The 17,834-nt window shown below is 69.4% G+C and carries 19 protein-coding genes; 3 read left to right on the top strand and 16 right to left on the bottom strand.

What is annotated here, in order from left to right:
* Positions 1–29: 29 nt before the first annotated feature.
* From TS85_RS12575 to TS85_RS12560, 4 genes are all read right to left on the bottom strand, one after another.
* Positions 30–464, bottom strand: a complete 435-nt coding sequence (locus TS85_RS12575; protein ID WP_044332587.1) for a hypothetical protein — start codon at positions 462–464, stop codon at positions 30–32.
* Positions 465–860: a hypothetical protein gene (locus TS85_RS12570; protein ID WP_044332583.1), complete on the bottom strand. Its 396-nt coding sequence runs from the start codon at positions 858–860 to the stop codon at positions 465–467.
* A gap of 88 nt (positions 861–948) precedes the next feature.
* The gene (nagA, locus tag TS85_RS12565) at positions 949–2,100 is read right to left on the bottom strand and encodes an N-acetylglucosamine-6-phosphate deacetylase (protein WP_044332581.1); all 1,152 of its coding nucleotides are present in this window, start codon (positions 2,098–2,100) and stop codon (positions 949–951) included.
* Positions 2,097–3,140: an SIS domain-containing protein gene (locus TS85_RS12560; RefSeq protein WP_044332580.1), complete on the bottom strand. Its 1,044-nt coding sequence runs from the start codon at positions 3,138–3,140 to the stop codon at positions 2,097–2,099. The genes nagA and TS85_RS12560 overlap by 4 nt, the downstream gene beginning before the upstream one ends.
* 90 nt (positions 3,141–3,230) lie before the next feature.
* Here TS85_RS12560 and TS85_RS12555 point away from each other — a divergent pair, with 90 nt between their 5' ends.
* From TS85_RS12555 to TS85_RS12545, 3 genes are read left to right on the top strand one after another with little or no spacing between them, the layout of a single operon-like run.
* Entirely contained in the window at positions 3,231–4,106 is an 876-nt protein-coding gene (locus TS85_RS12555) for an N-acetylmuramic acid 6-phosphate etherase (RefSeq protein ID WP_044332579.1), read from the top strand.
* Between the two features lie 46 nt (positions 4,107–4,152).
* Positions 4,153–4,992 carry a diacylglycerol/lipid kinase family protein gene (locus tag TS85_RS12550; RefSeq protein ID WP_044332577.1) on the top strand — a complete coding sequence of 280 codons (840 nt, stop codon included), beginning with the start codon at positions 4,153–4,155 and terminating at the stop codon, positions 4,990–4,992.
* A complete protein-coding gene (locus tag TS85_RS12545; RefSeq protein WP_044332575.1) occupies positions 4,989–5,735 on the top strand; it encodes a metallophosphoesterase family protein in 747 nt (248 codons plus the stop codon). The genes TS85_RS12550 and TS85_RS12545 overlap by 4 nt, the downstream gene beginning before the upstream one ends.
* Before the next feature lie 7 nt (positions 5,736–5,742).
* On the opposite strand, the gene TS85_RS12540 is transcribed toward TS85_RS12545, so the two are convergent.
* The 12 genes from TS85_RS12540 to TS85_RS12490 form a co-directional block, all read right to left on the bottom strand.
* The gene (locus tag TS85_RS12540; protein WP_044332573.1) at positions 5,743–7,134 is read right to left on the bottom strand and encodes a TolC family protein; all 1,392 of its coding nucleotides are present in this window, start codon (positions 7,132–7,134) and stop codon (positions 5,743–5,745) included.
* A complete protein-coding gene (locus tag TS85_RS12535; protein WP_044332571.1) occupies positions 7,131–8,192 on the bottom strand; it encodes an efflux RND transporter periplasmic adaptor subunit in 1,062 nt (353 codons plus the stop codon). The genes TS85_RS12540 and TS85_RS12535 overlap by 4 nt, the downstream gene beginning before the upstream one ends.
* Positions 8,176–9,858 (bottom strand): ABC transporter transmembrane domain-containing protein, encoded by a 1,683-nt coding sequence (locus TS85_RS12530; protein WP_044332568.1) that lies wholly within the window; start codon positions 9,856–9,858, stop codon positions 8,176–8,178. The genes TS85_RS12535 and TS85_RS12530 overlap by 17 nt, the downstream gene beginning before the upstream one ends.
* Before the next feature lie 85 nt (positions 9,859–9,943).
* A complete protein-coding gene (locus TS85_RS12525) occupies positions 9,944–10,837 on the bottom strand; it encodes a hydrogen peroxide-inducible genes activator (RefSeq protein ID WP_044332565.1) in 894 nt (297 codons plus the stop codon).
* Between the two features lie 66 nt (positions 10,838–10,903).
* On the bottom strand, positions 10,904–11,290 hold the full coding sequence (locus TS85_RS12520) for a bleomycin resistance protein (protein ID WP_044332563.1): 387 nt from the start codon (positions 11,288–11,290) through the stop codon (positions 10,904–10,906).
* A gap of 63 nt (positions 11,291–11,353) precedes the next feature.
* Entirely contained in the window at positions 11,354–12,733 is a 1,380-nt protein-coding gene (locus TS85_RS24145) for a DUF1501 domain-containing protein (protein ID WP_052507889.1), read from the bottom strand.
* An 11-nt stretch (positions 12,734–12,744) separates the two neighbouring features.
* Positions 12,745–14,439, bottom strand: coding sequence for a DUF1800 domain-containing protein (locus TS85_RS12510; protein WP_052507888.1), 1,695 nt, complete (start codon positions 14,437–14,439; stop codon positions 12,745–12,747).
* A gap of 212 nt (positions 14,440–14,651) precedes the next feature.
* Positions 14,652–15,191 carry a 30S ribosomal protein S9 gene (gene rpsI / locus TS85_RS12505; RefSeq protein WP_044332562.1) on the bottom strand — a complete coding sequence of 180 codons (540 nt, stop codon included), beginning with the start codon at positions 15,189–15,191 and terminating at the stop codon, positions 14,652–14,654.
* Positions 15,191–15,670 carry a 50S ribosomal protein L13 gene (gene rplM / locus TS85_RS12500; protein ID WP_044336228.1) on the bottom strand — a complete coding sequence of 160 codons (480 nt, stop codon included), beginning with the start codon at positions 15,668–15,670 and terminating at the stop codon, positions 15,191–15,193. The genes rpsI and rplM overlap by 1 nt, the downstream gene beginning before the upstream one ends.
* Positions 15,671–15,827: 157 nt before the next feature.
* Positions 15,828–16,859, bottom strand: coding sequence for a COX15/CtaA family protein (locus TS85_RS12495; RefSeq protein ID WP_044332561.1), 1,032 nt, complete (start codon positions 16,857–16,859; stop codon positions 15,828–15,830).
* Between the two features lie 50 nt (positions 16,860–16,909).
* Positions 16,910–17,077 carry a hypothetical protein gene (locus tag TS85_RS25440; RefSeq protein WP_155006400.1) on the bottom strand — a complete coding sequence of 56 codons (168 nt, stop codon included), beginning with the start codon at positions 17,075–17,077 and terminating at the stop codon, positions 16,910–16,912.
* The gene (locus tag TS85_RS12490; RefSeq protein WP_155006399.1) at positions 17,046–17,828 is read right to left on the bottom strand and encodes a hypothetical protein; all 783 of its coding nucleotides are present in this window, start codon (positions 17,826–17,828) and stop codon (positions 17,046–17,048) included. Before TS85_RS12490 ends, TS85_RS25440 begins: the two co-directional genes overlap by 32 nt.
* Positions 17,829–17,834 lie beyond the last annotated feature (6 nt).

Here is a 17,834-nt window from a genome sequence, read left to right as displayed (position 1 = left end):
CACGGCCAGCCCCGGTGTGATCGCGCCGGCTAACCGGCAGTCAACGCAACGGCCTTGAGCCGGGCGCCGGGCAGCATCCGGCAACCGTCCCGAATTGCGTCCCCCGCCGATGCGTGCGCCCCGCCAGCGACCCGCAGGAGGGCCGGGGCTTGCGCGGAGAGGAGCACGCCATTCGGTCCGGGCTGCGTGTTCTCGAACGCGGCACCCGCTACGCCTGCCGGCTGGTTCGCCGCGATGATTGTCGGCGGTCCACGGCCATCGATGCCGCTGGCCGCTATCTGGTTACGGCGATCGCTATCGATCTTGGACAGATCGAACGTGTATACCGCATGGACTGGGCTGGCTGCGCTCGGCAGCGTATCGGCAAGTCGCGAAAGTCGCGAATAGCATTGCTCGACGGTCTCCGGCCCCTGATTGCACCCGGAAAGCAACACCGCCGCCGCGATTGGGACGGCGAACCGCATTCAGGTGTTTTGCGCGTTGGCAGAGCAGGGATAGCGCTTGTCCAGCGCCGCACCGAAACTGTCAGCAAAATCCCGCGATTGCCATGTAGTTGGTAGCGAGCGAATATCGGCCAGCACCGTGTCGATCGACAGGTCCAGACTTTTCGGCGGGCATGCGCGCGGTGGCGTCCCCGCCGCGCGGGCCTCCAGTATCTGGCGGCGATACTCATTGGCTACCGCGAAAAATTCCTCCACCAACGCCTTTAGCTCCGGTGTCGCCAACGCTTGCTCCGCGGTGACACCCGGTTGCTTTGGAGCGCGGGACGCCGCCTCCCAACGCGCGATGAACTGATCGGTCGGTGTCGCCGACACCGATGCTGGCGCGAGGATCGCCGCCAAAAGCATAATCGCTTTCATAGGATTTGATCCTAGTGCATTGATTCATATGCGCAATTATAGATGCGATGGAGCGATCCGGTTGCGCGCCGAAGCTATCATCCGATCCTCACTCCCCCACCACTGACACCACGCCACCGATCCAAGTCCGCGTGACGCGCCGCGCCGCATCCACATGCACCAGGTCCGCCGCCAGCCCCGGCGCGATCGCGCCGGTCCGCTCGCCCAGCCGCAGGAACGCCGCCGGGTTCGCGCTCGCCATTGCCGATGCCTCGGCCAGCGTGTGCCCGAGCAGGTCCATTGCGTTGCGCACCGCCGCCGCCATCGTCAGTGCCGATCCCGCCAGCGTGCCGTCGGGGCCGCGCAACGTGCCGTCCTCCAGCTTTACCTCGGTGCCCATCAGCGTGAAGGCGCCGCGCGTGCCGCCGACCGGGGGCATGGCGTCGGTGACGAGCATGGCGCCGTCGATCCCGCGCGCGGCGATGGCGATCTTGAGCGCGGCGGGGTGGACGTGGTGGCCGTCGACGATCAGCCCGAAATGGCTCGCGCGATCCTCGATCGCGGCGCCGACCATGCCGGGCTCGCGGCTGCCGAGCTGGGTCATCGCGTTGAACAAATGGGTGAAGCCGTGCAGCCCTTCGTCGAACGCGGCGCGGGTCTGGGCATAGTCGGCCATGCTGTGGCCGGCTGCGACGATCACGCCGCCCGCCACCAGCGCGCGGATCGCGCCGGGTGGGGCGAGTTCGGGGGCGAGCGTGACCAGCCGCACGCCGGGGCCGGGGCGGGTGAGCAGCGCGATCACGCTGTCATCGATCGTGCGGAACTTGGTGGCATCGTGGATGCCGCGCTTGGCCTGGTTGAGGAACGGCCCCTCGACATGGATGCCCAGCACGCCGGGCACGCCGCCCTGGATCGCGGCGTCCACCGCGTCGATCGCGGCCTCGACCACCGACAAATCGTCGCTGATCAGCGTGGGGAGGATGCCGGTCGTGCCGAAGCGGCGATGCGCGGCGGCGATGGCGCGGATGCCCTCGACGGTCGGCGCGTCGTTGAACAGAACGTCGCCGCCGCCATTGACCTGGGTATCGATGAAGCCCGGCAGCAGCCAGCCGCCGCCCAGTGCCACCCGCCCGGCATCGGCGGGGATCGCGGCTTCGGGCACGATCGCGGCGATCCACGCGCCGTCGAGCAGCAGCGCGTGGCCGTGGAGTTCCCGCCCCTCCGCGACGATCGCGGCGCCAGTGAGCGCGGTCCGGGTCATAGCGTCCGCGTGACCTTGGCCAGATAGGGCGGGCGATCAGGGTCGCGGCCGCGCGCGAGCGAGAGCGCGTTGGCGAAGCGATAGAAGCTCTGGATCATCGCAATGGCGCCGATGATCGGGTGCGCGCCGGTGACGCTGGGCAGGCGGATCGCGGCGGGGGCGATGTCGTCGGGATCGCCCGCCGCGATGACGGTGGCGCCGCGCTCGGCAAAGCTGGCGATGCGGTCGCGCAGGCCAGTGCGCGCGGCGTCGGCGGGGCCGAACACGAAGACCGGGTCGGCGGCCTCGACCAAAGTCATCGGGCCGTGCGCGACTTCGGCGCTGCTGAACGCCTCGGCATGGATGGCGCAGGTTTCCTTGAACTTGAGCGCCGCCTCGCCCGCAATCGGGAAGGTCAGCCCGCGCCCGAGCACGAGCAGGCTCGATGCGCCGACCAACGGGGGCAGTGCTTCGCTCCAGTCGAGCGGCCAGCCGCTGCGCAGCACGTCGCCGATGCCGTCGAGCGCGCCCAGCACTGCCGCATCGCCGCTCCATTCGGCGGTCAGGTGCGCGAGCGCGGCGAGCGTGGCGATGAAGCTCTTGGTCGCGGCGACGCTGGTTTCCGGCCCGGCGTGGAGCGGGATCAGAATGTCGGCCATCGCGGCGAGCGGCGAGGCGGCGTCGTTGACGAGCACGACCAGCACCGCGCCCTGTGCCTTGGCGCGCTCGGCGGCGGCGAGCAGATCGGGGCTGCGGCCCGATTGCGAGATCGCGAACAGGGGGATGCCGCGGAACTTGGGCGATGTCGCGTCGTACAGCGCGCCGATCGAGGGGGCGTGGCTGAGCACCGGCAGGCGGAGGCGGGTCTCGAACAGCACCTTGGCGAAGCCCGCTGCCTGATCCGAACTCCCCCGCGCCAGCGTGGCGGCGAAGGGGGGATCGAGCGCGCGGAGCCGCTGGGCGGCGTCGCGGACGGCGTCCCGGTTCGCGGCGATCTGGCGCTCGCATACCGCAGCGGCTTCGGCAGCCTCGCGGATCATCAGGCTTTCGCTGGCCACCATAGCTCCTTGTTATTGCCCGGTTGCGCCTAAGCGATAGCGCGCGCGCGGCCAAAGCGATTAATGGGGGTGGGGTTTGCACAAGAGGAATGGATGTCCACCGAAACCGTCGATCCGCGCTATGTCGATATCGATCGCTGGCCCACCGAAACCGCCGTTGCGGCAATGCTGGAGGGGCAGATTGCCGCGGTCGCCGCGCTGACGGGGCAGGAGGGCGCGATCGCCGCCGCCGCCGATGCCGCCGCTATTCGGCTCGGGCGGGGCGGGCGGCTGGTCTATGCCGGGGCGGGGACGTCGGGGCGGATCGCGGTGCAGGACGGCGTCGAGCTGGGGCCGACCTTTGGCTGGGGCGAGGACCGGCTGGTGTATCTGATGGCGGGCGGGCCGGGGGCGTTTCTCCATGCGGTCGAGGGCGCCGAGGATGATGGCGATGCGGCACGGGCGGAGATCGCCGCCGCCGGCGTCGGGCCGGACGATGTCGTGATCGGCGTCGCGGCGAGCGGGCGGACGCCGTACACGATCGCGGCGGTGGAGGCCGGGCGTGCGGCGGGGGCGCTGAGCGTTGCGGTCGCGAACAATCCGGGCACCCCGCTGCTCGCAGCGGCGGAGCATGCGCTGCTCGCCGATACCGGCAGCGAGGCAGTGGCTGGATCGACGCGGATGAAGGCGGGGACTGCGCAAAAGGCAGTGCTCAACCTGTTTTCGACCGCGACGATGCTGCGGATGGGGCGCGTCCATGGCGGGCTGATGGTCGATATGCGCATCTCCAACGCCAAGCTGGTGCGGCGCGGCGCGGCGATGGTGCGCGACCTGGCGGGAGTCGATGATGCGGCGGCGCTCGCGGCGCTGGAGGCGGCGGGGCGCGACATCAAGGCGGCAGTGCTGGTCGCGCGCGGGATGGACGTGGCGGCGGCGCGCGCGCTGCTGGCGGCGAGTGGCGGCAGTCTGCGCGCGGCGATAGCGGGATAATCGTTACGCCCCGGCCACCAATTTGCGACTGGCGCGTTGCCGCTCCATGCAAAACCTGTGGTTCATCACCAACCCCAATTCGGGAACGACCTCCCGCCCCAAATGCGAGGCTTTGGAGGCGGTGTTTTCCGAGAGCGGGCTCGAGCTTGCCGGGCGAACCGAATTTCCCGCGCATGACCTGCCGACCGGCGCCGAGCTGGACGCAGCGAAGGTCGACACCGTCGTGCTGTTCGGCGGCGACGGGACGATCAACGCCGCGCTGTCGGCGCTGGCCGAGTGGGACGGGGCGTTCCTGATCCTGCCCGGGGGCACGATGAACCTGCTGGCCAAGGGGCTCCACAGCGAGACCGACCCGCACAGGATCGTCCATGCCGCGCGCGCATGCGACCGCCGCGTCGCGCTGCCCTTCGTCGAGGCGGGGGAGCACCGCGCGTTCGTCGGGCTGATCCTTGGACCCGCTGCCGCCTGGGCGCGGGCGCGCGAGGCCGCACGCAAGGGGCGGGTGAGCCGGCTGATCGGCGCGGCGCGGGCGGCATGGCGCAAGACCTTTGGCCGGAGCGGCATCCGGCTGGACGGCGCGCCTGGCTTACGCGACCAGTATCAGGCGGTGTTCGTCACCCCCGATCTGGACAGCCTGCACGTCGCCGCGGTCGATGCGCGCGATTGGGGATCGATCGTCCAGCTTGGCTGGGAATGGGTGACCGGCGACTGGATCGCCGCGCGCGCCGTTAGCGAGACGCGCACCGAGACGCTGCGGGTGCGCGGCAAGCGTCCCTCGACGGCGCTGTTCGACGGCGAGCCGGTGACGTTGCCGCCGCGCGTCGCGATCCGGGCGGGCAAGAGCCTGGAGACCTTCATCAAGACCCGTGAGGAGGCGGCGACGTGACTCGGCTGTTCCATGTCAGCGACGTGCATTTCGGGCGCGAGGATGTTGCCGCGATCGAATGGTTCGGGCGCCGGGTCGCGGAGGAACAGCCCGATGCGATCGTGATGACCGGCGACCTGACGATGCGCGCGCGCGCCAGCGAGTTCGCGGCGGCGGGCAAGTGGCTGGAAAGCCTCGGGCGCCCGGTGACGGTCGAGGTCGGCAACCACGACCTGCCCTATTTCAATCCGCTGGCGCGGCTGGTGGCGCCCTACCGCCGGTACAAGACGATCGAGCGGATGATCGAGAAGCCGCTCGACCTCAAGGGTGTCGGCGTGGTGCCGCTGAAGACCACGGCGCGCGCCCAGTTCCGGCTCAACTGGTCGAAGGGCAATGTCAGCATCCGCGCGCTGCGCAAGTCGCTGGCGCTGGTCGAGGCGGTGCCGAAAGGCGACCTGGTGTTCGTCGCCGCGCACCATCCGCTGATCGAGGCGGGAACGCAGGCCAGTTCGCGGACGCGGCGCGGGCGCGAGGCGCTGGCGGCGCTGGCGACGGCGGGGGCGCATGCGGTGCTGACGGGCCATGTCCACGATCCGTTCGACATCGCGCACGACGTGGGCGGCAGGACGGTGCGGCTGATCGGCGCGGGCACGCTGTCCGAACGCGTCCGCAGCCAGCCGCCTTCGTTCAACGAAATCCGGATCGACGGCGCGACGTTCCAAACCATCGCGCGCTTCATGGGCGAGCCTGACGTGGCGCTTTAGCGCGCGCTTACAGGCCGAGTTGCCCGCGGTCGACGGTCGCCGCCACCAATTCGGCGCGGGCAGACGCGCGGCGATACTCGGCGTCGATCTGGCGCAGGCGCGCATCGGCGGCGCTTTCCTCGCGCAGGTTGACGACGATGAAGTCGCTCGCGCCCAGCTGGAACCGGCGGCGTTCGGCCTCGGCCATGCGATCCGCCAGCGCCGTCTCGTCCGCGGCGAGCGCCACCAGCTGGTCGGCCGCCGTCGCCTGGATCGCGAGGCCGTTCACCTCGACGAGGATCTGGTCCTCGATCAGCCTGCGCCGCAGCCTTAGCCCATCCGCCTCCGCCGCCGCTTCGGCAATCTTGCCGCGCGCCTGGCGGCGTTCGAGCGGCAGCGAGAAGCGCAGGCCGACTATCCCCTCTGCCGGCGTCCGCGATGCGCCGCCCAGCCCGACATCGCCGACGTCCTTGGCAAGCTCGGCGCGGACGTCGAGCCGCGGGCGCATCTCGTTCTCGGCGAGCAGGCGCTTCACTTCGACCTGATCGAGCCGGACGAGGATCGCCGCCAGATCGGGGCGTTCGATCCGGCGCGCGAGGTCGGGGCCGAGCGCGGGCAGGCGCAGCGTTGGAAAGGCAGGGGGCAGGCGGTCCGCAGACGGGACGACGCGCTCGCCCTCGGCATCGCGAAGGTAGAAGGAGAGTGCGTTGGCCGCCGCCGCCAGCTCCTGCTCGGCGCGCACCAGCAAGGTCTGGCGACGGAGGATGTTCTGGCGGTTCTCGATGCCCAGGATCTGCGGGCGGGCACCGAGCGCGATCTGGCGCTCGATCGACGCCTGGCGCGCCGTGGCGAGCGAGAGGAGGTCGCGATAGACGCTGGTCCGCACCCCGGCGGCTACCCATGCCTGATACGCGTCGATCGCGCGCCGCTGGACGCCGATCGCGACCATTTCGCGGTCGAGCCGGGCGAGCACGGTATCGCCCCCCGCCAGCCCGATCCGCCCGCGCCGCTCGTCGATCAGCCGGTCGCGCATCAGCGAGAAGACCCCGCCGACCTTCACTTCGCCCAGCCGGTTGGTGAACGCCTTGTCCTCATAGGTCGGGAAGTCGCCGCGCGAGACGCGGTAGCCGCCATAGAGCGCGCCGCCATTGGTCGCGAGCGGGCGCGTCGCGCGGCCCTCGACCACGGTGCCGTCATAATAGCCGAGGGCCCGCGACTGCGCCTCGCCTTCGAACAACAGGTCGAACGCCCCCTCGGCGGACAGGCGGCGGCCATCGGCCTGTCGCTCGCGGGTGATCGCCTCCAGGATCGCGGGCGCGTGCGTCGCCGAGGAGCGCAGGACCTCGTCGAGCGCCAGCGGTTGCGCCGCGACCGGCGCCGCCGCGACCAGCGCGACGAGCAGCGCGAGAAGGCGGATCATTTGCCCTTCTCCGCCGGGGCAGGCGCGGACGCCTTGGGCGCGGCCTCGATCGACGGGCGGCGGAATTCGAGCGGGAAATCGTTGAGCGTGCGCCACAGCTCATAGCCGACGCTGACGGTCTCCATCTGGATCCAGCCGCGCACCTTGGCGCCCAGCCGCACATAATCGGCGTTCGGCCAGACGGGCTTGCCCGGCATCGGCTCGACGAGCACGCGGAACAGCCCCGTCGGCTGTGCCGAAGGATCGACCGAGCGCACCCGACCGTCGAACATGCCCTGTGCAATCGAAGGCCAGCCGCTGAACTGGATCGCGGGCCAGCCTTCGAAGGCGAGCCGGACGGGGCGCCCGGGGCGGATCATGGCGATGTCGCGGCCATCGACCATCAACTCGACGACGCGCACCGGCGTCTCGGGCGCCAGCGCCGCGAGCCGATCGCCCGCCGAGACGAGCGTTGCGCCGGCAGCGGCGTTGATCGACTGGATGCGCCCGTCGCGCGGCGCGCGCACCGTCTGCGCCGACTGGCGGTTGAGCGCCACGTCGACGCGGCTGAGCTTGGCGCGCGCCTCGGCCAGCTTGGCGCGGTGATCGGCGACCTTGATCTGCGACGCTTCATAGTCGCGCCGGGCGATCAGCCCCTCGGTGAGCAACTGGCCCGATCTGCCGACATCGATCTGGGCCACTGCCATCGCCTGTTGCGCCGCCGCGATCTCGGCCACGACCTGCGCACGCTCGGCGGCGAGGCGGGCGAGCAGGTTGGGGTCGTTGTCGACGATGCGCGCGATCGGGTCGCCGCGGCGCACCCGGTCGCCGTCGCGGACATACCATTGCTCGACCAAGCCGGGCACCAGCGCCGTCACGTCCTGGACGCGATCCTCGGGGTCGAGCGCGGTGACCTGCCCCGCGCCGGACGAGGTCTGGACCCAGGGGACGAGGAACAGGATCGCCGCAACGACGCCGATGCCGATGGCGATCAGCCAGGCGAGCACGCGGGTGGCACGCGGCGGGCGGATGCTGGCGAGCGTCGGGAAATGGGCGATATGTTCAGGCTGAAAGGGCATCGGAGCCTCCTTCGCGCGCGCAGGCGACGAGTTCGTCGAGGTCGGCGCAGCGCCGCTGTTCGCGTGCGCCGAGCCACAGCGCGCCGTCGCGTGCCAGCCCCTGGGGCCGGCGAGTGAACTGGAGCACGGTCGTCGCGCCGCGCAGCGCCGCGAGCACCGCATCGACGCGCTCGGGGGGCAGCAGGTCGTACAGCGGCGAGAGCACGAGCAGCCTGGGCCGGGCGAGCAGCGCCGCGGCGAGCTTCAGCGCCATCAGCTCGCCGACCGACAGCGGCCATCCCGAGGTCGAGACGATCGTGTCGAGCCCGTCGGGAAGGCCGCCCAGCCGCTCGGCCAGCCCAACGGTTTCGAGGACATCGACCATCCGCGCCGCGTCGCCCGAGGCGGCGAGCGACAGATAGTCGCGGATCGACATTTCGACGAAGCTGGGGCGGTCGAGCACCATCACCTCGGCGCGCAGGCGGTACATGTCGAGCCCGGCAATGTCGCGCCCGCCGATCAGCGCGAGGCCGCGCGCGGGCGACTGGTGCCGCTTGAGCAGCATCGTCAGCGCGCGCTCGACGCCCGGCGCCGCGACGACGGCAAGCTGTTCGCCCGCCGCGACCTCGAAGTCGAAACCATGGCCCTGATGCTCGACGCGGCGGAGGCGGATCGCGCCGTCGACGGGGCCTTCGCCCTCCGCGCTGCCCGATTCCTGCGGCACGTCCCAGAACAGCGACAGCTCCTCCAGCCCTGCGGCGAGATCGTAGAGCGCCTCGAGATAGGGGCCGAACTGGGCGATGCCGTAGAAGACGCCCGACAGGATCAGTTCGGCGGCGACGAGCTGGCCGATTGAGAGCTGCCCCTGGATGATGAGCCAGCCGCCGAGCGCGAGCAGCGCCGCGCTGGCGGTCGCATAGACGAGCAGCAGCGCCAGCGTCTGCGCGAAGGTGTAGCGGAAATGCCGCCGGTACGCGCCGACATAATTGGCGGTGATCGCCTCCGACCGGTCCATCGCATAGTCGAGATGGCGGCTCGACTTGTAGAAGCCGTTCGATCCACCGACGCTCTCCAGCCAGTGGGCGGCGGCGTGCTTGGCATGGCTCTTGGCGACGGCGGTGCGGATCGCGCCCGAGGCCCAGAGCTGCCAGATGACGAACAGCGCGAGGACGAGCACCACGTTGAACGCGAGGAAGAACGGGTGGTAAAAGCTGGTGACGACCAGCCCCACTGCGCCCTGAAGCACGATCGTGAAACCGCCGAGCAACAGGCTCGGCATCGCCTTTTGCACCGTCATCAGGTCGAAATAGCGATTGAACAGGTCGCCGCGGCGGGCATCGGCGAAGAAGGGGTTCTGCGCATGGACCGCGCGCAGCGTGATCTCCGCGACGATCCGCGCGAACAGCCGCTGCTCGAACAGCGCGAGCAGGTGGACGCGGAACGCCGCCAGCACCCCCGCGAGGAGCAGCAGCAGGAACAGCAGCCCCGCCAGCGTGAACAGCGGCGTCGGCAATGCGGTGTTCGCGACCGAATTGATGAGCAGCTGGACCGAGATCGGCGTCGCCAGCGACAGGAGCGAGATCGCAACGCCATAAATCACCGCCAGCCGCACAAAGGCGGCGTCGGGCGCCAGCACCAATCCGATCCAACCTGCAAAGGCCCGGATGCCCGGGCGGGTTTCAGCCATCACGCGTCTCCTTGAACGGGGACAATCTGCGTGTCCCGCTTCATCGGCACAACCGGGCGTCTGCTATAGTTTCGATAGGTTTTTCCTATTCCGCGACCTCGCGCAGCAACGCCGCGAGCGTCCCGAATGCCGGGGCACGGCCGGCGCCCGCGCGCCACACCAGCCCGATCTCGCGATAATGGCGTCCCCCGGCAAAGGGGCGGACCATCACGTCGGCGCCGCCGCGCACCTCCTGCCGGACATAGAGGTGCGGGAGCAGCGCGAGGCCCATGCCCATTCCCGCCATCTGGCGGATCGCGTCGAGGCTGGTGCCCTCATAGTCGCGCAGGACATGTGCGCCCGCCTGTTCGGCGAGCACCGCGACCTGATCGCTCATCCGGTATTGCGGCTGGAGCGTCAGCAGCCCGCGCCCCGCCAGATCGCCCTCGACGATCATCGCGCGCGCGCCGAGCGGATCGTCGGCTGCCATCGCGACGTAGAGCGGCTCACGGAACAGCCGCTCGACATGCAGTCCGCGGTCCTCGATCGGCAGCTGGACGAGGATCACGTCGTGCGTGCCGTCCGCAAGCAGTTCGACGAGCATGTTGGGCAGCCCCTCGCGGACATGGACGCGCAGGTCCGGGCTGGTCGAATGCAGCCGCGCGACGAGCTGCGGCAGGATATAGGGCCCCAGCGTGGGGGAGACGCCAAGCCGGATCGTCCCCGACAGCGCGTCGTCGCGCCGCTCGGCGAGCGCCTCGAACGCCGCGACTTCGGCGAGGACGCGCCGCGCCCCCGCGACGGCGTCGCGCCCCAGCGGGGTGAGCACCGCCTTGCCCCCGCCGCGTTCGACGACGCGCCCGCCGAGCAGCCGCTCGACAAGCTGGATCTGTTGCGAAAACGAAGGCTGCGACACGCCCACCGCAGCAGCGCCGCGCGTGAAGCTCGCATGGTCGCCCAGTGCGATCAGGTAGCGGAGCTGGCGAAGCGTGGGTTGCATCCTGCCCGTTTCCTGCCCGGCCGGGGTGTGATCGGGACGCTCGTATTCCGCGCGCGCATGGGCAGGTCAATCCCGCGCGACGGCGATGTCCTGCCCGAACACGATCAGATTGCCGTCGGGCGCCACCACCATCAATTCGCGCTGGCCATAAATCTGGTCGACCGGGCCGTGGACGTCGCCGTCGTTGAGATGGGGGATGTGCGGTTCCAGTTCCCGCGCGATCGCGTCGACATCGTTGACGTCGATATAATAGCAGAACCGACGGTTGCCCGGCGGCGCCCCGTCGTCGCCGAAATTCTGGCGGAGGCGGAAAACGGCGGCCTCGCGCCTGATATAGGCATAGTCCGCCGTTCGGAAATGACAGGTAAAGCCCAGAATATCCGTGAAGAATTGCAACGCGGATTCGAAGTCCGGAACATGCATGAACGGCGTCACGCGGTAGATATTAGCCATGGAGTTCCCCTCTTGGCCCGCGCGGATAGTGCGCGCGGATGAAGACCAAGACAAGGGGCACGCTTACCCTCTGAATAACCCTATCGGCCCGCGCCCGCCATTGCTCCACGTCGACCAGTTCGGCAGGACATAGGGCATGTCCGCGTCGGCGACGCCATGCCACCGCGCGATCGCGCCGATATACTCCTCTTGCGCCAGCGCCGGGACGAAGCGGCCATCGCTCGCAATATCGCTGGCGCCGCCCAGCACCGGATCGGGATAGGCGCCGAAAATCCCGCCCGGCGCGACATTGCCGCCGACCACCAGATGGTTGCTGCCCCAGGCGTGATCGGTGCCGCTCTGGGCATTGCCGCGATAGGTGCGCCCGAAATCGCTCATCGTGAAGGCAGTGACATTCTCCGCCATCCCGATCGACTGCATCGCGCGATGGAAACCCGCCATCGCCATTGCGAGCTCGCCGAGCAGATTGGCGTGGGTGCCGGTATCGTTGTTGCCGCCCCCCGTCTGCCCGGAATGGGTGTCGTAGCCGCCCTGGCTGGCGAAAAAGGTCTGGCGCGCATGGCCGAGCGTTCCGCGCGCCTCGATCATCCGGGCGACGCGCATCAACTGGCGCGCGACGTCGCTGGTGAGCAGCGCGCCGGTGGTCGGATGGGTGAAATAATTGTCGACCGCGCTGGTGGCGGTGACGATGGCGTTCGCCGTGTTTGCCTGGCCATAGGCGGCGGTTGAGTCGCGCGCAGTCGCCTCGACGATCGCGCCATAGCCGGCGCCATTCGCAAACACATCGATCGCGGCGTTCTTGGCCTGGTTCGCGGCGCTGCTTCCGGAGGTGTAGCCTGTGCGCGTCAGCGTCCCCGTGGAGGGCAGGACCAGCGCCGAACTCGTGCGCCCGATCGTCGCCAGCGTCGATCCCGCCAGCGAGATCAGCGGCGGGGTCGACCCGCTCGGCAGGCGATCGGCGATCCGTCCCATGAACCCGTCGACACTGATGTCGCGCGCGCGCAGCCCCTGCCAATGCGCCTGCTCGTCGGCATGGCTCATCAGGTTGCTCGGCTGAAGATCGGGGCGCGACTGATAGGTCGCCTTGGTCAGCGGCGCGAACAGCGTGCCGGCATTGAGCACCAGCGCGAGGCTGCCCTCGTCCCAAAGCGGGCGCAGCGCCGCCATTGCGGGATGCAACGCGTAGCTCGCCCCGGTGAGCGTCGTGAGCTGCGATGCCTTTATCCCCACGCTGCCCCGCGCGGCGAGATAGGCTGCGTGCCGGGCGTCGGTGGGGATCACCATGTTCCAGCCGTCATTGCCGCCGTACAGGAAGATTCCGACCATCGCCCGGTAGCTGCCACTGGGCGCCGCCATCGCGGTGGTGCGGCCAAGCTGGCCAAGCGCGGCCATCGCCCCGCTGCCGGCGGTCAGGCGGAGGAGATCGCGGCGGGAGATCGGCATCGTGCGGTTCCTTACCGGTCGACGAGAAACAGCGGGCTCGATGCCGCGACATACAGCATCATCTGTGCCCGCTTGCGCGCCTGGATCACCGGATCGGCGTTGGTGATCGGCGTCGCCGCGGCCTTCAGTGCGGCCCGCTGCGCAGGGCTCAGCGCGTTGGCGAACAGCAACAGGTCGATTCGCGCGACCATCGCGTCCAGATCGGTGCCGAACGCCTCCCATCCCGACCATAAGGGCTGGGTGAGCGAGGACAGCGGCAGCCCCGAATCGAGCGCGAATTCGGACCGCGTGGCATCGCCGGCGATCGTCCAGTCATAGATCAGGTTGTGCCAGCGCAGCAGGTTCGCGGTGCTGAGCAGCTTCGACGCGGGGCTCTTCAGCGTCACCGACCCGGGCAGCGGGTAATCGGGCGGGTAGAAGTTGAACACCGACGGCGCCCGCATCACCGGCTGGCCCAGGCTGGTGTCGCGCGTCACGAACACAAAGCCGTCGGTCGAAAAGCCGATCGCGCGGGCGAGTGCGGTCATGAGCAGGATCGGTTCCTTGACCTTGCCCGCGTCGCCCGATGGCGCGGTGCGCGCCTCGCTATCGGTCAGGATGGTGCGGACCACCGCCTTCAGGTCGCCGCGCACGCCGCTGCCATTGTTCGCGAACACCGCCGCGACGCGCCCGACATAGGCGGGGCTGGGGTTGGGCGTCACGAGATGCGCGATCAGGAACCGGGCGACGCGCGGCGCGGTCGAGGCATTGTTGAACGCCGCGTCGATCACCGCCGCGACGCTGGCTTCGGGGGTGGCGCCGGCGGCGACGCTGGTGCCCAGGAAGCTCTTGGCGCTGCTGTCGTAACGCGCGGACACCACGATCATCGGCTGCGAATAGTCGCGGGCATTGCTATCGGTGATCGGCGCCCCGCCCAGCCGGGCATAGGTCCAGCCGGTGAGCGCGCGTGCCACGCCGCGGACGTCGTCGGGGGTGTAGTTCGGAATGCGCGCGCCGGTCGTGTCGAGCCGCGGCGTGCCGTCCATGTTGAGCTGGTCCGGCCCCATCGAGAAGAGCTGGAGCAATTCGCGCGCGAAATTCTCCGACGGCGCGGACTTGTTGCTGTCCGCCATGTCGAGATAATTGCCCATATAGCCGCTCATCGTCGCGCGCTGGAGGACATCGCGGAAATTGCCGAAGGCGTTGTCGAGGAAAATCTGGTTGAATGCCGCGATGCCGGCGGCAGTGTTCAGTTCCTGCTCGGACGCCACGATCATCTGGCCCAGCGCGAAGGCGACGCGCTGGCGAAGCTGGTCGGGTGCGCCGATCGCATCGGCGTAGAAACGCATCGCCGGCGGCGCGCGCGAGAAATGCAGGCGGGCGCAGATCGTGTCGCCGGTGGGGCATATGTCGCGGCGGACCTCGCCGGCGGCGATGTCGGCATAGGTGCTGCCGGTCGCGGCGAATTGCTCGTTCAGCCAGCCTTCGACCCCCAGTTCCTTGATCCGGGCGACCAGCGCCGGGGTGGGGCCGAAGCTGGCCTGTTTGGCGAGCCGCGCGGCTTCGGCATCGGTGAGCCCGACCACGACGGGCGTGGTCGGCGCGGGCGATACCACGCCGCCGCCCGACGCGGTGCCTGATGCGCCGCCGCTGCTGCCGCCGCCGCCACATGCCGTGATAGCCAGGAGCAACGCTGCGCACAGCGTTGCTCGCACCGAAGTGCGCATCGTCCAATTTCCCCGCACCGCGCATCCCCCCGGACGCGCCATATGACGGGGGTACTTGGGCGGTGTTTTGCGCACAAGTCATGGAAATGCTTAAGGAAATTGGTAAATAATCTGCCTCGGCTAGGATAACGGTCGGGGGCGAATCCTGCAAGCCAACGAAAAGGGGCGGCCCGTTGCCGGACCGCCCCAAAATCGTGTTGCCGTGAAGCCGTTTAGCGCTTCGAGAACTGGAAGCTACGACGGGCCTTCGCCTTGCCGTACTTCTTACGCTCGACCGTGCGGCTGTCGCGGGTCAGGAACCCGGCTGCCTTGACGGGCGCGCGCAGGATCGGTTCGAACTTGGTCAGCGCCTGGCTGATGCCGTGCTTGACGGCGCCGGCCTGGCCCGAAAGCCCGCCGCCCTTGACGGTGCAGATCACGTCATACTGGCCGGTACGCTCGGCGACGCCGAACGGCTGGTTGATGACGAGACGCAGCGTCGGACGCGCGAAATAGACTTCCTGGTCGCGACCGTTGATCGTGATCTTGCCCGAGCCGGGCTTGATCCAGACGCGTGCGACGGCGTCCTTGCGGCGGCCGGTCGCATAGGCGCGGCCATATTGGTCCAGCTCCTGCTGGCGCAGCGGCATGGTCGACACGACCGGCGCGGCGGGGGCGGCGACGTAATCGTCGGCGCTGGCAGGGACGCCCGCAGGCGCTTCACCGGCGGCAATCGCGCCGAGATCGGAAAGGGACTGGCGGTTGTCGGACATTATGCGCCCACCTTGTTCTTGCGGTTCATCGACGCGATGTCGAGGACTTCGGGGTTCTGCGCAGCGTGCGGATGCTCCGTGCCGGCGAAGATGCGCAGGTTGCGCATCTGCTGGCGACCCAGCGGGCCGCGCGGGATCATGCGCTCGACGGCCTTTTCAAGCACGCGCTCCGGGAAACGACCCTCCAGCACCTTGGCTGCGGTGATTTCCTTGATGCCGCCGGCATAGCCGGTGTGCTTGTAATAGACCTTGTTCGCCAGCTTCTTGCCCGTGAAGCGGATCTTGTCCGCATTGATCACGACGACGTTATCGCCGCAATCGACATGGGGCGTGAAGCTCGTCTTGTGCTTGCCGCGCAGGACGTTGGCGATGATCGACGCAGCGCGACCGACCACCAGGCCTTCGGCATCGACGATATGCCATTTCTTTTCCACTTCGTGCGGCTTTACCGACTTGGTGGTCTTCATCAGAGCCTTCATGGCCTGTGACCTTTCGAGATTGAACGCGAACGCGCCACCCCAGGGGGCGGCGCGGTTGGCGGCCATCTGACGCAGGGGGGTGCGAAAGTCAAGCAAATCGGCGGGTTTGCTGACGGGTAAAATGATACCCGTCAGCGTTCGGGCGCGATTTCGGCCCTCATCGCGCGCGCCCGATCGCGTGCGCGCCCCACACGGTTGCGATCACCAGCAGCGCGCCGGTAAGCTGGTGGAGCGCGGCGAGGGGGAGCCACACGCCGCTCATCACCGTGGCGATGCCGAGCAGGATTTGTACTCCGAACGTGCTGTGGATCGCGATCGAGGCGCGGCGATCGATGCCCCGCACGGCGCGCGCCAGCACCACCAGCGCAGCGACCGCGACCCAGGCCCACCAGCGATGGACGAAGTGGACGATCGCCGGATCGTTGACCAGCGCATCGAGCAGCGGGCGACCGGGGACCGTCGCGCCGGGGAAGACGCTGCCGTTCATCAGCGGCCACTGGTCGGTGACCAGCCCGGCATTGAGCCCGGCAACGAGCGCGCCGTACAGCAATTGGACGCCCAGCGCCGCCAGCACCGCCACCGCGAGCCCGCGCAGCCGCGCGGGGCGCGCCATCGGATTGCGCGACAGCGCGAGCAGGTCGAGCGCGGTCCACACGATCCCGCCCAGCGTGAACAGCGCGACGAGCAGGTGCGCGGCGAGTCGGACATGGCTGACATCGGTGCGCACGCTGAGCCCCGACTTGACCATCCACCAGCCGACCGCGCCCTGCATCCCGCCCAGCGCAAGCAGCGCGACCAGCCGCCAGCCATAGCCGCGCGGGATCGCCCGACGCACTGCGAACCAGACCAGCGGCACGGCAAAGGCGAGGCCGATCAGCCGCCCGAGCAGCCGGTGGAAATACTCCCAGAAGAAGATCGCCTTGAACCCCGCCAGCGTCATGCCCTGGTTGAGCTGCTGATATTCGGGGATGCGCTTATAGGCGTCGAACTCGGCCTGCCACGCCGCGTCGCTGAGCGGGGGCAGGGTGCCGCTGATCGGCTTCCACTCGGTAATCGACAGCCCCGATTCGGTGAGCCGGGTCACGCCCCCGACGACGACCATCAGCACGATCAGCGCGGCGACTGCGAACAGCCACCACGCGATCTGGCGCGGGCGGGCAGAGGCGGGGAGGGGGGTTATCTGGAGCACGCGCGTCTTTTAGGCGCGGGCCGGGGCGATGGCGAGTCTTGTCCTGACCCTCAGTTGCCGCTGCTCGCGCCCGGCAGCGCCGACGCCAGCGCGTCCCAGTCGATCGCGTCGTCAACGAGCAACGCCTCGCGCACCTGCGCGCGATACCGGTCCTCGTCGAAGTCGCTGGCGACTGCCCGCGCCGCCTCAAGCCGCCGGCCGACACCCGCGCCGCGCACAGGCGGTCCTGTCGCCGCGCAGGCGCTGGTCGAGCGCCTGGACGCGATCCCATTCGGCGCCGTTCAGCCGCGCGATCTCCGCGACGACATAGGCATAACGCGGCGCGGCATCCCCGCCGGCGCCCGCCGCGCGCATCCGTTGTTCCTGGAGGTCGAGCTGGACGGCATAGGGCTGTTTGCGGGTGTAATAGCCGAGCACATATTTGAGGTGATAGCGGTCGAGCGCGCGGACGCAGGCGGCGCTGTCCTCCGGAAGCGCAGTGTCGGCGGCCGCCTGCATATCCTCGACACAGGTCGGGTAGGGATGGGCGTCGATCTCGGCCAGCGTCGGGCGCGGCCCGAGCGTTGCCGTGGCCCAATCGGCGACCTCCGCCGGGGGCCCCGAGTCGGGGGGCACATCGGGCGTGACGGGGGGCGTGACGGGGAGAGCCGGCGCGGGCGTGGGGGTTGCCGCTGTGTCCGTTGGCGCGGGTTCCGGCGGTTCGGCAACGCGGGGCGAAGCGGGTGTGGCCGGGGCTGCCTCGGCACCGATGGGCCCCGTCACATTGCCGCTATCCCCCGGAAATTGTTTCACTCCGAACCCGACGACCGCGCCGACCATCGACACGATCACGCCGCGCACCAGCCATTTGCCGACCGCGGGGTTTCGCGGCGTCCAGCGTTCGAAGATGACGAGCAGCCCGCCGATCGCGCACAGCACGAAGCTCAAGACGAACGTCCATATGACGATCAACGGAACCAATGCCGGCATGAACAG

Source organism: Sphingomonas hengshuiensis (assembly GCF_000935025.1).
GTDB lineage: Bacteria > Pseudomonadota > Alphaproteobacteria > Sphingomonadales > Sphingomonadaceae > Sphingomonas > Sphingomonas hengshuiensis.
This window is presented reverse-complemented; position numbering and strand designations above follow the sequence as displayed.